This window comes from Pantoea sp. MHSD4 (genome assembly GCF_021043305.1).
GTDB lineage: Bacteria > Pseudomonadota > Gammaproteobacteria > Enterobacterales > Enterobacteriaceae > Pantoea > Pantoea eucalypti.
Map to the genome: position 1 here is coordinate 1,322,119 of NZ_JAJNDH010000001.1, position 14,239 is coordinate 1,336,357.

General features: G+C 54.8%; 12 protein-coding genes. 2 read left to right on the top strand and 10 right to left on the bottom strand.

What is annotated here, in order from left to right:
- Positions 1-63: 63 nt before the first annotated feature.
- Positions 64-2,448, bottom strand: a complete 2,385-nt coding sequence (gene ppsA / locus LQK91_RS06145; protein ID WP_008926189.1) for a phosphoenolpyruvate synthase — start codon at positions 2,446-2,448, stop codon at positions 64-66.
- A 436-nt stretch (positions 2,449-2,884) separates the two neighbouring features.
- Here ppsA and ppsR point away from each other — a divergent pair, with 436 nt between their 5' ends.
- Together ppsR and LQK91_RS06155 are read left to right on the top strand one after the other, a co-directional pair.
- Positions 2,885-3,712 (top strand): posphoenolpyruvate synthetase regulatory kinase/phosphorylase PpsR, encoded by an 828-nt coding sequence (gene ppsR, locus LQK91_RS06150; protein ID WP_003853242.1) that lies wholly within the window; start codon positions 2,885-2,887, stop codon positions 3,710-3,712.
- Between the two features lie 152 nt (positions 3,713-3,864).
- Positions 3,865-4,911: a 3-deoxy-7-phosphoheptulonate synthase gene (locus tag LQK91_RS06155; protein WP_039660358.1), complete on the top strand. Its 1,047-nt coding sequence runs from the start codon at positions 3,865-3,867 to the stop codon at positions 4,909-4,911.
- 7 nt (positions 4,912-4,918) lie between these two features.
- Here LQK91_RS06155 and LQK91_RS06160 read toward each other — a convergent pair whose 3' ends face one another.
- From LQK91_RS06160 to pheS, 9 genes are all read right to left on the bottom strand, one after another.
- Positions 4,919-6,370: a protein adenylyltransferase SelO gene (locus LQK91_RS06160; protein WP_105099230.1), complete on the bottom strand. Its 1,452-nt coding sequence runs from the start codon at positions 6,368-6,370 to the stop codon at positions 4,919-4,921.
- Between the two features lie 79 nt (positions 6,371-6,449).
- Positions 6,450-7,196, bottom strand: coding sequence for an EAL domain-containing protein (locus LQK91_RS06165; RefSeq protein ID WP_105099231.1), 747 nt, complete (start codon positions 7,194-7,196; stop codon positions 6,450-6,452).
- A 294-nt stretch (positions 7,197-7,490) separates the two neighbouring features.
- Positions 7,491-7,949, bottom strand: a complete 459-nt coding sequence (locus LQK91_RS06170) for a C40 family peptidase (protein WP_105099232.1) — start codon at positions 7,947-7,949, stop codon at positions 7,491-7,493.
- Between the two features lie 68 nt (positions 7,950-8,017).
- Entirely contained in the window at positions 8,018-8,767 is a 750-nt protein-coding gene (btuD, locus tag LQK91_RS06175; RefSeq protein ID WP_105099233.1) for a vitamin B12 ABC transporter ATP-binding protein BtuD, read from the bottom strand.
- Positions 8,768-9,313, bottom strand: coding sequence for a glutathione peroxidase (locus tag LQK91_RS06180; protein WP_008926185.1), 546 nt, complete (start codon positions 9,311-9,313; stop codon positions 8,768-8,770).
- Between the two features lie 49 nt (positions 9,314-9,362).
- Positions 9,363-10,346: a vitamin B12 ABC transporter permease BtuC gene (gene btuC, locus LQK91_RS06185; protein ID WP_105099234.1), complete on the bottom strand. Its 984-nt coding sequence runs from the start codon at positions 10,344-10,346 to the stop codon at positions 9,363-9,365.
- 178 nt (positions 10,347-10,524) lie between these two features.
- Positions 10,525-10,827 carry an integration host factor subunit alpha gene (ihfA, locus tag LQK91_RS06190; RefSeq protein ID WP_003853259.1) on the bottom strand — a complete coding sequence of 101 codons (303 nt, stop codon included), beginning with the start codon at positions 10,825-10,827 and terminating at the stop codon, positions 10,525-10,527.
- A gap of 4 nt (positions 10,828-10,831) precedes the next feature.
- Positions 10,832-13,219 (bottom strand): phenylalanine--tRNA ligase subunit beta, encoded by a 2,388-nt coding sequence (pheT, locus tag LQK91_RS06195; RefSeq protein WP_105099235.1) that lies wholly within the window; start codon positions 13,217-13,219, stop codon positions 10,832-10,834.
- A gap of 14 nt (positions 13,220-13,233) precedes the next feature.
- On the bottom strand, positions 13,234-14,217 hold the full coding sequence (pheS, locus tag LQK91_RS06200) for a phenylalanine--tRNA ligase subunit alpha (protein ID WP_003853264.1): 984 nt from the start codon (positions 14,215-14,217) through the stop codon (positions 13,234-13,236).
- Between the last annotated feature and the right edge of the window lie 22 nt (positions 14,218-14,239).

Genomic DNA, 14,239 nt, shown 5'->3' on the forward strand with positions numbered 1-14,239 from the left:
ATAAGCCAGCTATAAATAGAAAAGGCCCGCAATGCGGGCCTTTATGCTTGCTACAACCGGGGATCAGGCGGTTTTATTTAACTGCGCCAGACTCACCCAGGTTTCCACTACGGTATCCGGGTTCAGCGACAGGCTGTCGATGCCCTCTTCCATCAGCCATGCGGCAAAATCCTGATGGTCGGACGGTCCCTGCCCACAGATTCCGACATATTTACCCTGTTTTTTGGCCGCTTTGATCGCCATGGAAAGCAGCGCTTTCACGGCTTCATTACGCTCGTCAAACAGTGCAGAGACAACGCCGGAGTCGCGGTCCAGCCCCAGCGTCAGCTGGGTCATGTCGTTAGATCCAATTGAGAAGCCATCAAAGTGCTGCAGGAACTGATCCGCCAGTAGCGCATTGGACGGAATCTCGCACATCATAATGATTTTCAGTCCGTTTTCGCCGCGCTTCAGTCCCTGACGTGCCAGCTCTTCCACCACCGCCTGCGCCTGATCCACGGTACGGACAAACGGAACCATGATCTCAACGTTCGTAAGGCCCATCTCATTGCGAACACGCTTCACCGCTTCACACTCAAGCGCGAAACAGTCCCGGAAGCTGTCCGCTACATAGCGACCTGCACCACGAAACCCCAGCATCGGGTTTTCTTCTTCAGGCTCGTAGCGCTCACCGCCCACGAGATTGGCATATTCGTTCGTTTTGAAGTCGGAAAGTCGGACAATTACACGTTTCGGTGCAAATGCCGCGCCAAGTGTGGCAATTCCTTCAGTCAGGCGGCCAATGTAAAACTCGACCGGATTATCAAATCCTTTCATCATTTTACGGATCTGCTGCTGCAGTTCCGGTGTCTGTTGATCGAATTCCAGTAGCGCTTTAGGGTGGACGCCAATCATACGGTTAATGATAAATTCCAGACGCGCCAGACCGACACCTTCGTTAGGCAGACAGGCGAAATCAAAGGCACGATCGGGGTTGCCCACATTCATCATAATTTTCAGCGGCAGTTCAGGCAGCGAATCGACCTGAGAACTGGTGACATCAAAATCAAGCAGCTGATCGTAGACGTAGCCGGTGTCGCCCTCAGCACAGGAAACCGTGACCTGATGACCCTCCTTCAAACGATCGGTTGCATCGCCACAGCCAACGACAGCAGGGATACCCAGTTCACGCGCGATGATTGCCGCATGACAGGTTCGTCCGCCACGGTTAGTGACAATCGCTGACGCCTTTTTCATGATCGGTTCCCAGTCCGGATCGGTCATATCCGTCACCAGCACATCACCTTTTTCAATGCGGTGCATTTCGCTGATATCGTGGATGACCTTCACCACGCCTGCGCCAATACGATGACCGATAGCACGGCCTTCCACCACCACGCTGCCCTGACCCTGCAGCGTATAACGTTCCATGACCTGACCATTTGAGCGCACAGTTTCAGGACGCGCCTGAACGATGAACAACTTACCGGTGTGCCCATCTTTGGCCCACTCAATATCCATCGGACGCTGATAATGCTGTTCAATTAAGACAGCCTGTTTAGCCAGGGCCTGCACTTCCTCATCACTTAAGCAAAAACGATCGCGTTCGGCTTCAGGCACATCTTCGATCTGAACCTGCTCGCCATGCGCCTGAGAATCGGCATAGACCATGCGAACCTTTTTCGACCCCATATTGCGGCGCACGATAGCGGGACGATCCGCTGCCAGCGTGGGCTTGTGGACGTAGAATTCGTCCGGGTTAACGGCACCCTGCACCACCATTTCACCCAGTCCCAGCGCAGCAGTAATAAAGACCACCTGATCAAAGCCAGACTCCGTATCAATGGTGAACATCACACCTGAAGAGGCCAGGTCAGAGCGCACCATGCGCTGAATACCCGCAGAGAGCGCCACGCCACGGTGATCATAGCCCTGGTGCACGCGGTAAGAGATAGCGCGGTCATTAAACAGCGAAGCAAAGACATGCTTCACCGCCACCATCACGGCGTCGATACCCTGCACATTCAGGAAGGTTTCCTGCTGACCAGCAAAGGAGGCATCGGGCATATCTTCCGCGGTGGCCGAGGAGCGGACAGCAAACGACGCGGCCTCATCATCGGCAGAAAGTTGCTGATAGGCATCCAGAATGGCGGACTCCAGTTCCGGCAGAAAAGGGGTCTCCACCACCCACTGACGAATCTGCTTACCCGCTGATGCCAGCGCATTCACATCATCAATATCGGTCTCGTCCAGCAGCGCGTAAATTCGCTGATTGAGCCCGCTTTGATCAAGAAACAGGTTAAAGGCATAGGATGTCGTCGCGAATCCATTGGGTACAGAAACACCCAGCGAAGAGAGATTAGTAATCATTTCACCCAGAGAGGCATTCTTACCGCCTACCCGATCAACATCATGCATACCAAGCTGGTTATACCAGAGCACGAGTGGCTGTTCGCCATTAATGGACATTGCGCTTATCCTTTATCAATTAACAATGAATGGACACAGGGAGTTATCTCTTTTCAGCCTGGCATATCACCCCCTCAATAACGATGTGTTGAATCGTTAAAGCAGAATTTCAGCAACAGTTTCAGAATTGTGAGCGAAATTTTTTGCTGTTGCGCAATGACGCTATTTTTCGCTAAATGATTGATGCAGCAGGAAATGACAGATTTTCAGCCATTTAATCCCTCTGTTTTGTTGCGCAACAGTTGCGTGACTATTTGCAGCGTAATAAGGGTTTAAAGCATCCCGGTGAAGCGAAACCGCGGTTAGTTTTTAATTATCCTGATGAAACAGCAGACAAAAAATCCGGACAGGCATTACAGAAACTAAAATCAGAGATGAATTATTTAAGCGCATGGCTCATGCTAACGGCTCACTCTTGTCTGAGGCTGATTACGTTATGACAACTGACAGAAGCGTTTTTTATATCTCCGATGGTACGGCCATTACGGCTGAAGTACTGGGTCATGCGGTGCTGTCACAATTTCCGGTTAATATCACCAGTCTGACGCTGCCCTTCGTAGAAAATGTCCAGCGTGCGCTGGCGGTTAAAGCCCAGATTAACGCCCTTTATCAGCAGAGCGGTGTGCGGCCACTGGTGTTTTTCTCGATCGTCACCCCGGAAGTGCGCGACATCATCGTGCAGAGCGACGGCTTTTGTCAGGATATCGTGCAGGCGCTGGTGGCACCGCTGCAGCAGGAGCTGGGTTTGTCCCCCGCACCGGTTGCTCACCGTACTCACGGACTGGATGCCAGTAATCTGGGTAAATATGATGCGCGTATTGCGGCGATCGATTACGCACTGGCGCATGATGACGGTATCTCGCTGCGCGGACTCGAGGATGCGCAGGTTATTCTGTTGGGTGTCTCGCGCTGTGGTAAAACTCCCACCAGCCTCTATCTGGCGATGCAATTTGGTGTGCGCGCCGCCAACTACCCGTTCATCGCAGATGACATGGATAACCTCAAACTGCCGCCCGCGCTGCGCGCGCATCAGAATAAACTGTTCGGGCTGACTATCGATCCGGAACGCCTGGCGGCGATACGTCAGGAGCGGGCGGAAAATACCCGTTACGCCTCAATGCGTCAGTGCCGACTGGAAGTGGGCGAAGTAGAAGCGCTGTTTCGCACCCATCAGATCCGCTATCTCAACAGCACCAACTACTCGGTGGAAGAGATTGCCACCAAAATTCTCGACATCATGGGTCTGACGCGCCGCATGTACTGAGAGTGTTATCGATGCTGAGTTGTAAAGCGATGCTGCCGTCGCTTTTGATTTCATTATCAAATCCCGGGTTGAATTCGCAGGCTAATGGTTTATTGTGACCACCATCACTTCCCGGTATTTCACCGCTGCGAAGAACCGTTTTCGAGAAACTCATGAACAAAACCGACGAACTGCGTACCGCACGCATTGGTAGTCTGATTACCCCCGCCAGCCTGGCGGCTGACCATCCCGTTTCCCCGGCCATTGCCGACAATGTCACGGCTGCCCGTAAACGTATAGCCCGTATTCTGACCGGTGAAGATCCCCGCCTGCTGGTGGTGATTGGCCCCTGCTCACTGCACGACCCGAAAGCGGCTCTGGAGTATGCAGAGCGTCTGAACGCATTGCGCAGCCGCTATGACGATCGGCTGGAAATTGTGATGCGCGCCTACTTCGAGAAGCCGCGCACCGTGGTGGGCTGGAAAGGCTTAATCTCTGATCCGAACCTGGATGGCAGCTACGATGTAAACCGGGGCATTGGTATCGCCCGCAAACTGCTGATTGATATCAACGCGCTGGGATTGCCTACCGCCACAGAGTTCCTGGATATGGTGATCGGCCAGTTTATTGCCGACCTGATCAGCTGGGGAGCGATTGGCGCTCGCACCACCGAAAGCCAGATCCACCGAGAAATGGCGTCGGCCCTCTCCTGCCCGGTCGGCTTTAAAAACGGCACCGACGGTAACGTTCAGATTGCCGTGGATGCGATTCGCGCCGCACGCGCCAGCCATATGTTCCTGTCGCCGGACAAGCTGGGGCAGATGACGATCTATCAGACCAGCGGCAACCCGCATGGACATGTGATCCTGCGTGGTGGCAAGCAGCCTAACTATCATGCCAGTGATGTCGCTGCCGCGGCGGAGAGTCTGTCTGCCTTTAATCTGCCAGAGCAGCTGGTAATCGACTTCAGTCACGGCAACTGCCTGAAGCAGCATCGTCGTCAGATGGATGTGGCGGCAGAGGTAGCGGAGCAGATTAAAGCAGGATCGCGGGCTGTTGCCGGTGTGATGATTGAGAGCTTCCTGGAAGAGGGTAATCAGAAAGTGGTGAGCGGCGAACCGCTGGTTTACGGCAAGTCGATTACCGATCCCTGCCTCGGCTGGCAGGAGAGCGAAAAAGTGCTCGCCCTGCTGGCCGAGGCGGTTTCTCATCGCCTCTGATTTTCAGTTAGCTGGAGCAGCTCACCTCTAACGTTTTGCCCCAGTCTGGCGGCCGCTGACGATATTCAGCGGCCGTCTCATCGCTAAAGGGCTGCTGTAACGCCTGATGCAGGCGTGCCAGCGCACCCTGCTCGCCCCGCTCCGCCTCTTCAATCGCCTGCTGTGCCAGATAGTTGCGCAGAATCACCGCCGGATTAGCGGCCTTCATCACTGCCTGACGTTCCGTATCACTGACCTGCTCGTCCATCAGACGGCTGCGATAGCGCTGATACCAGCCATCAAACGCCTCACGATCGATAAACTCATCGCGCAACGGTGAGCGGCTTTCAGCCTGTTGAGTCTCACTTAGCAGCCGGAACGTCAGCGTGTAATCGCTGTGCTCCTGGGTCATCAGGGCCAGCAGATCGGTCAGAATCTCATTATCGTTGCTCTGCTGTGTCAACAGACCGAGCTTCGCACGCATCCGCTCGCCCCAGACCCGCATAAGTTCAGGTTCATAGGCGCTCAGTGCCGTCCGCAACTGCTCCGTGGTCAGCAGACCCGAAAGCGCGTGCGCCAGCCGGTTAAGATTCCACAGGCCAATCATCGGCTGATTTTCAAAGCTGTAGCGACCCTGATAGTCGCTGTGATTGCAGATGAAGTCAGGCTGATAATCATCCAGAAAACCAAAGGGGCCATAGTCGATGGTCAGGCCAAAAATCGACATGTTGTCGGTGTTCATCACCCCATGCGCAAAGCCCACGCTCTGCCACAGGGCAATCAGCCGCGCGGTACGTAACACAATGTCGGTAAACCATTGCTGATAGCGGTCCGCTTCCGCTTCCAGATGCGGCCAGTGATGACGAATCGCGTAGTCGGCCAGCTGCTGAACTTTCTCCTGCTGCTGACTATAAAAGAAATGCTCGAAATGCCCGAACCGCAGATGGCTCGGTGAGATACGCATCAGCATTGCGCCACGCTCGGTGGTTTCGCGGTAGACCGGCTCATCGCCTATCGACAGGGTCAATGCTCGCGTGGTGGGAATGCCAAGATGGTGCAGCGCCTCTGAGGCGAGGAACTCTCGCACGCTGGAACGGATGACAGCGCGACCATCCCCCATCCTTGAGTAAGGCGTCAGGCCTGCGCCCTTGAGATGCCAGTCAAGTTTACTGCCATCATCAAGGCGCTGTTCACCCAGCAGAATGCCGCGCCCGTCACCAAGCTGGCCCGCCCAGACACCAAACTGATGGCCACTGTAGACCTGCGCCAGCGGCTGCATGCCGGGCAGCAGGGCTGCGCCGTGCCAGACGTCATGACCGTTACCGGCAAAAAGTTTGCTATCCAGACCCATTGAGGTTGCAAGTGGTGCGTTGTGATACAGCAGGCGTCCGCCTGTCAGCGGTGTGGGGTTTAGCGCGGTGTAACACCCTGTCAGTTCCCGAAACCAGGTGTTGTCAAAAATGGCCTTACCAGAAGACATTATTTCTCCCATGCGCTGCTCAGCGGTACGTAGATGAGTCCTCTAGTGTAACGCTGATAGCGGGGATTAAAAGAGGGTATCAACCAGGATGCTGAGAAGATGGCATACGATCATCGGCGCAGAGCAGTGAACGCAGTGCATCCGATTTTACTACCGGGAAGAGCGCACCCTGGAAGTCGACACCGTTCAGCTGGCTGACTTTATCGAACAACACTTCATCGTCAATGCCACAAATAATGAGTCGGTCACAATGGGCGCGAAAATTATCGATAATGCTCTGAATAAACGGCACGAATGACGCGCGTTTTGCCAGCGAATGAATAAACTCTTTATCCAGACAGATACAACTGAATAAATTATCGTAGACTGCATTAGAGGGTGTCTTACCCGCGCCGAAATGTGAAAGTGCTAAATTAAATTCAGCGTGCAGGTCAGCCAGTAAGGGATTATTTTTGCCCAGTTTCAGTTGCGGAAACGTTTCAGTGATATTCAACAGAATGAACGGCAGCTGCTTTATTTTCCGCATAACTAATTCACTGGCCTGCAGTGTCCGGGCCATCCCTTCATCAATACGGATAAATGCTGACACAGAATGCGCTTCAAATAACGCGCGATTCTGCTCCAGCAATCCAATCTGACTTTGCAGAAGGCGCAGCTGCTGCGACTCATCAAGCTGCGGCAGCAACAGATCCTGCGGCAGAGTGATGGGAGCACTTTCATGCACCAACTGCGTTACCAGCTCGACAGCGGTCAACCGTCCGTGAACATCACAGACAGGATAGAACCAGATTTCCGACTGATAGTCGGCCGAGAGATGAATTTTCATTTTGATGCCAGAATAAGCGGCGATGGAGATATCGTATAGTAATGGTTGGGTACAGGCAATAGTGCCAAATCATTGAAGAGACGGACTTCTTTGCCCTTCCACCGCCGTTTGACAACAGGCAGTCACGCTTAAGCCAAATAATAGCGATAAAATACCGCTTATTAGTGGAATTAAAAAAGCATTTATTCTGGTTATTAAAACCCACAGTCAATAACTGTCATTTAAAATAAAGCTTTTACTCTCTGTTTCGGCTCTATTTAAAATTGGACTTAAGTCAGATTTGGCGAACGGCGTTTAAATACGGCGCGCCTGCCAGAACACTTTCCGCCAGTAGACATTGTCGAGCGAAGAGCGGACTACGCCCTGGCTGGTTGACGCGTGGATGAAGGCATTATCGGTGTCATAAATACCCACATGCAGGCCATTTTCGCCACGTCCGGTTTTGAAAAAGACCAGATCGCCTGGCAACAGTTCATCTTTACTGATTCGGGTGCCAATATCGCTTTGGGCTGAGGTGGTGCGCGGCAGCTGTAGCGAAAATTTGTCGCGGAAGGTCAGATAGACAAAGCCAGAGCAGTCAACGCCGTTACGACTCATGCCGCCATAGCGATAAGGCGTGCCACGCCAGTGACCGAGCTGATCGTTCAGTTCCGCTATCACAGTGATCGAATCGGAAAGACGGCCATTAATCGGCGGAGCGTGATGACTGCATCCCGACAGCAGCAGAACTAAAATCAGCAAACCCAGGCGCATCGCCAAATGTCCTTATCAGAAGTTACAACCGGCTTAATGTAGCGGTAAAGCCCGCCATGTAGCAAGTGTCAGGGCAGGACGGTCAGTAGCGTGCGTCCTTCGAGTTGAATCTGCCGGAAAGTTATCTGGTAAAGGGGAGTCAGGCGCTGCGGCGTCAGGACCTTTGCCGGTTCGCCCTGTGCAACCACCTGTCCCCTGTTCATCAGCCAGACCCGATCGGCGTGTTGCAGGCTGTGGTTGAGATCGTGACTACTGGCGATAACGCTGATACCTGCCGCGCACAGCGCCGCAATCAGATCGTCTGCCGCTTTCTGCTGGCCGATATCCAGCGCCGTCATTGGCTCATCGAGAATTAACAATCGCCCGTGGGGATTGATGAGAGGATCAATCTGCGCGCAGACTGCCGCCAGCCTGACGCGCTGCCATTCACCGCCGGAGAGTCTGGTCAGGGAACGGGTTAATTTATCCTGCAGCTGCAGCTGTTGCAGCAGCGTACTGAGCCGGACATCGGACTGCGACCCCGCCTGCTTCAGATGCAGACGTAAATAGTGCCAGACCGGCATCTGGCTCAGCGGCGCCTGCTGCTGGGGCAGCCAGCCCCGAACCCTGGAGAGCGCCGCGCCGCGCCAGTCACTCAGCGGCTTTTCATCCAGCAGCACCCTCCCTGAGGCGGGTTGCAGACCCGCAATCACACTCAGTAAGGTGCTTTTACCTGCGCCATTCGGGCCTGCCACATGCAGCAGCTGACCGGCGGCAAGTTCACCGTTCATTGGCAGCAGCCGCCCGGGAACAGCAGCCTGATGCAGGCGTAACAGCATCTATTTTGCCAGCGCCTGCTTAATGGTTTCCAGAATGATTGGATCTTCCGGCGTCATATCAGGTGCAAAACGCTGGATCACGCTGCCGTCACGGCCAATCAGGAATTTTTCGAAATTCCACAGAATGTCGCCCTGCGCTTTCGGCGCGCGGCCTTTACTCTCCATACGCTCGTAAAAGCCGCTGCCTTCCGGACGCACCGCATCAGGACGGGCCGCGATCATCTGCGCATAAAGTGGATGACGACCTTCGCCGTTGACCTCGGTTTTGGCAAACATCGGGAACGTGACGCCATAGGTCGTGCTGCAGAAGGTTTTGATCTCCTCACTGCTGCCCGGCTCCTGCTCCAGAAACTGATTGCAGGGGAAACCGAGTACGCTGAAGCCCTGATCCTGCCAGGCTTTCTGCAGGTTTTCCAGCTCTTCATATTGCGGCGTCAGACCACATTTAGAGGCCACATTGACCACCAGCAGAACCTTGCCCTGCCACTGTGACAGCGTGGTTTTTTCTCCATCGAGCGTAACCAGTTCAGTCTCATAAATGTTCATGCTATTTCCTTTGTGGATGCTGTTGTGGATCCAGAATAACCAGCCGAAGCTAGCGCGAAGATTTCACCAGTAAAATAATAAACAGCGGCGCGCCCAGTGTCGCGGTCACGACACCTATCGGCAATTCCGCCGAGGTCAGCGCCAGACGTGCCACGATATCGGCGGCCAGAAGCACCGCCGCGCCCGCCAGCGCCGAGGCCGGCAGCAGATAACGGTGATCGCTGATACCGCTCAGGCGCAGGAGATGCGGGATGACCAGCCCGACAAAACCAATGGCACCGGCCATCGCGACGCTGATACCCACCAGCCATCCCATCGCCAGCACCAGCAGGTTACGCCAGTAAAAGAGGGACAGTCCGAGCTGACGGGCGGATGTCTCGCCCAGCGCCAGCAGATTGAGGATGGGCCCGGTCGCTCCCAGGGCCAGCATCACCGGCAGCAGCGCCAGCATCATCCAGCCATAGCGCCAGTCAATCCCGCTGAATCCCCCCATCATCCAGTACATCAACTGACGCAGATCGAGACTGGTGCTGAAGTAGACCGCCCAGGTCATGATGGCGCTGCAAATAATCCCCAGCGCCACACCGGTCAGCAACAGCCGGGTGACCGAAAGCTGACGATGCGCAAAATGCAGCAGAATTAGCGTAATAATCAACGCACCGGCCATCGCCGCCAGCCCGAGGCTCCACAGCGAGCCGCTGCCCAGCAGCACGCCGAGCACCAGGCCAATACCGGCGCCGTTCGAGACGCCAAGGAGGCCAGGCTCTGCCAGCGGATTGGTAAACAGCGCCTGCATCACCACACCGCATATCGCCAGAGACGCCCCCACCAGTACCACCGCCAGGCTGCGGGGGAACCGCAACTGCCAGACAAAGAGTCTGCCGCTCTCGGAGAACCACGCTGCGGGCGCGATCCAGCTGTCTCCGGCACAGAGGCTGAGACAGAGCAGTGCACAGAGCGTAAGAGCCAGCGCAATCAGCCATTTCTGGCCGCGCTGGTCGGACTGGCGCGCGAACGTGTCGAGCAGAGACATAAGCAGGATTAGCTGAGAAAACAGTGATTTGATTGTAGAGAGATTGCAGAAAAAAGAAAGGCTGATGAGGCGGTTTACGCTGGCCTGCCGTGGCGATTAACGGCGCGGGGAGTGGTGAGGTTGTGTGCCGGAACCATGAAAAAAGGCCGCTTTCGCGGCCTTTTTGAAACGCTGAAATTCAGTCAGTCTCTTTGGGTGTAGCGTTCTCTACGCGGCTTTTCAGCTTCTGTCCTGGGCGGAACGTTACTACGCGACGCGCAGTAATCGGAATATCTTCACCCGTTTTCGGGTTTCTGCCAGGACGCTGGTTTTTGTCACGCAGGTCGAAATTACCAAACCCAGACAGTTTAACCTGTTCTCCATTTTCCAAAGCGCGGCGAACCTCTTCGAAAAACAGCTCCACTAACTCTTTGGCATCGCGTTTGCTTAACCCGAGTTTCTCAAACAGGTACTCTGACATCTCAGCTTTTGTAAGCGCCATAGGTTCAATCCCTCAAGGTTGCCTGGAATCGCTCTTTTAATGCCGCAACGCATTTGCCAACGGTCGCGGCAATCTCCTCTTCTTCGAGTGTCCGGCTGGTATCCTGCAAAATCAGGCTGATTGCGAGGCTCTTGTAGCCCTCAGAAACGCCCTTACCGCGGTACACGTCAAACAAGTTTACGCCAACTACCTGATTTACGCCAACTTTCTTACACTCTGCGATGATATCTGCTGCAGGGACGTTTTCAGCCACCACAACAGCAATATCACGACGGTTCGCCGGGAAGCGAGAAATCTCGCGCGCGTCAGGCAGGACGCGGTCTGCGACCTTATTCCAAAGCAGTTCAAAGACTAAGGTGCGGCCATTAAGATCAAGCTTACGTTCCAGCTCAGGATGAACCACGCCGATAAAACCGATATGTTCATCATGCAAATAAATCGCCGCGCTCTGTCCTGGATGCAACGCCGGATTCACTTCAGCACGGAAGCTGATGTTATCCAGTTTGCCGGTTAAATCGAGCAGCGACTCTAAATCGCCTTTCAAATCATAGAAGTCAACGGTCTGACGCGCCAGATCCCAGTGCTCTTCAACGCGGTTGCCGCTGATCACGCCAGCCAGCATAAGATCCTGACGGATACCTAAATCCGCCTGGCTATCGGGCACAAAACGTAAGCCGCTCTCGAACAGGCGTACGCGGCTCTGCTGACGGTTCTGGTTGTAAACCACTGCACTGAGCAGGCCAGTCCAGAGTGACAGACGCATCGTCGACATGTCGCTGGAGATCGGGCTTGGCAGTAGCAGCGCCTCTTCACCCGGATGAAGCAGCTGCTGGATTTTTGGATCAACGAAGCTGTAGGTAATCGCTTCCTGATAACCTTTATCCACCAGCATGTTTTTAGCGCGCTTCAGCGACAGGTTCGCTTCGCGGTGCTGGGTCATTACCAGCCCGGCCTGTACTGGCACATCCGGAATGTTGTTATAGCCGTAAATACGCGCCACTTCTTCGACCAGGTCTTCTTCGATCGCCATATCGAAGCGCCAGCTCGGGGCCACAGCCTGCCACTGCCCTTCACCCACAGTGACTTCACAGCCCAGGCGGGTCAGGATGTCAGTGACCTGATCATCCGCAATGACGTGGCCAATCAGACGGTCCAGTTTTTCACGGCGCAGGGTGATCGTCGCCGGTACAGGGAGTGCTGTCTGATGGGTCTGATCGATGACTGGGCCCGCTTCACCGCCGCAGATTGACAGCAGCAGCTCGGTCGCACGCTCCAGCGCGGTGTGTTGCAGCGCCGGATCAACGCCACGCTCGTAGCGATGTGACGCGTCGGTATGCAGACCATGACGACGTGCGCGACCGGTGATAGAAAGCGGGTCAAAGTATGCGCACTCGAACAGGATGTTTTGCGTTTCGCCGTTCACACCTGAATGTTCGCCACCAAAAATACCGGCCATGGCCAGCGCTTTCTGGTGATCGGCGATCACTAAGGTATCACTCTGCAGACTGGCTTCAGTGCCATCCAGCAGTGTCAGCTTTTCGCCCTCTTTCGCCATGCGCACCACGATACCGCCGTCAATGCGGTCGAGGTCGAAGGCGTGCATCGGCTGACCCAGTTCCAGCAGAACGTAGTTAGTGATGTCTACAACCGGATCGATTGAGCGAATGCCGCAGCGACGCAGCTTCTCTTTCATCCACAGTGGCGTCGCCGCCGCAACGTTAATCCCTTTCACTACGCGGCCCAGATAGCGCGGACAGGCTTCTGTTGCGTCAACCTGGATCGGGAATGTCTCGTTGAGCGTAGCCGTGACCGGCTGCATCTGCGGCTTGTTCAGCGGTAAACCGTTCAGCACAGCGACATCACGGGCGATACCGATCAGACCCAGGCAGTCGGCGCGGTTAGGCGTGACGCTGATTTCAATGGTGTTGTCATCCAGCTGCAGGTATGTGCGGATGTCGGTGCCAATGGGCGCATCGGCAGGCAGTTCGATAATGCCGTTGTGGTCGTCGGAAATGCCCAGCTCGGAGAACGAGCAGAGCATACCTTCAGACGGCTCGCCACGCAGTTTGGCCGCTTTGATTTTGAAATCACCTGGCAGCACGGCACCCACGGTCGCGACGGCGACTTTCAGTCCCTGACGGCAGTTCGGCGCGCCACAGACGATATCCAGCAGACGCTCGCCGCCCACATTGATTTTGGTCACACGCAGCTTGTCGGCATTGGGGTGCTGACCGCACTCAACCACTTCACCGACCACGACGCCATGAAACGCACCCGCAACCGGCTCAACGCCGTCCACTTCCAGGCCAGCCATGGTGATTTGTTCAGACAGCGCAGCGCTGTCCAGGGCTGGATTTACCCATTCGCGTAACCAGAGTTCACTGAATTTCATTGGATATCCTGCCCTTACTTAAATTGTTTGAGGAAACGTAAATCATTTTCGAAGAAAGCACGCAGATCGGTCACGCCGTAGCGCAACATGGTCAGACGCTCCATGCCCATACCAAAGGCGAAGCCGGAATAGACTTCCGGATCGATGCCGACATTACGCAGCACATTTGGATGTACCATGCCGCAACCCAGCACTTCGAGCCATTTACCGTTTTTACCCATCACGTCCACTTCTGCGGACGGCTCAGTAAACGGGAAGTAAGAAGGACGGAAACGGATCTGCAAATCTTCTTCGAAGAAGTTGTTAAGGAAATCGTGCAGCGTCCCTTTCAGATTGGTAAAGCTGATGTTTTTATCAACAATCAGCCCTTCCATCTGATGGAACATCGGCGTATGCGTCTGGTCGTAATCGTTACGGTAGACGCGGCCTGGTGCAATAATGCGGATTGGCGGCTGCTGAGCCTGCATAGTACGGATCTGTACGCCAGAGGTCTGGGTGCGCAGCAGGCGGGTAGCGTCGAACCAGAAGGTATCATGATCGGCACGCGCCGGATGATGGGCAGGAATATTCAGCGCATCGAAGTTATGATAATCATCTTCAATTTCTGGTCCGGTCACGACAGCAAAGCCTAACTCACCGAAGAAAGTCTCAATGCGATCCATGGTGCGGGTCACCGGATGCAGACCGCCATTCTCAATACGACGGCCCGGCAGAGAAACATCAATGGTCTCTTCCGCAAGACGGGCGTTCAGCACTGCGGATTCCAGCGCATCTTTGCGGGCATTGAGACGCTCGGTGACCTGCTGTTTCGCTTCGTTGATAACAGCGCCCGCTGCAGGACGCTCTTCGGCTGGCAGCTCGCGTAATGTGGTCATCTGCAGTGTCAGATGTCCTTTCTTACCCAGGTATTCGACGCGCACCGCGTCAAGGGCGGCGATATCCGTCGCCCCGTCGATGGCCGCCGTGGCGCTGGCCACCAGTTCTGCGAGTTGGGACATAATTTCCTCTTTTTCCAGTCAG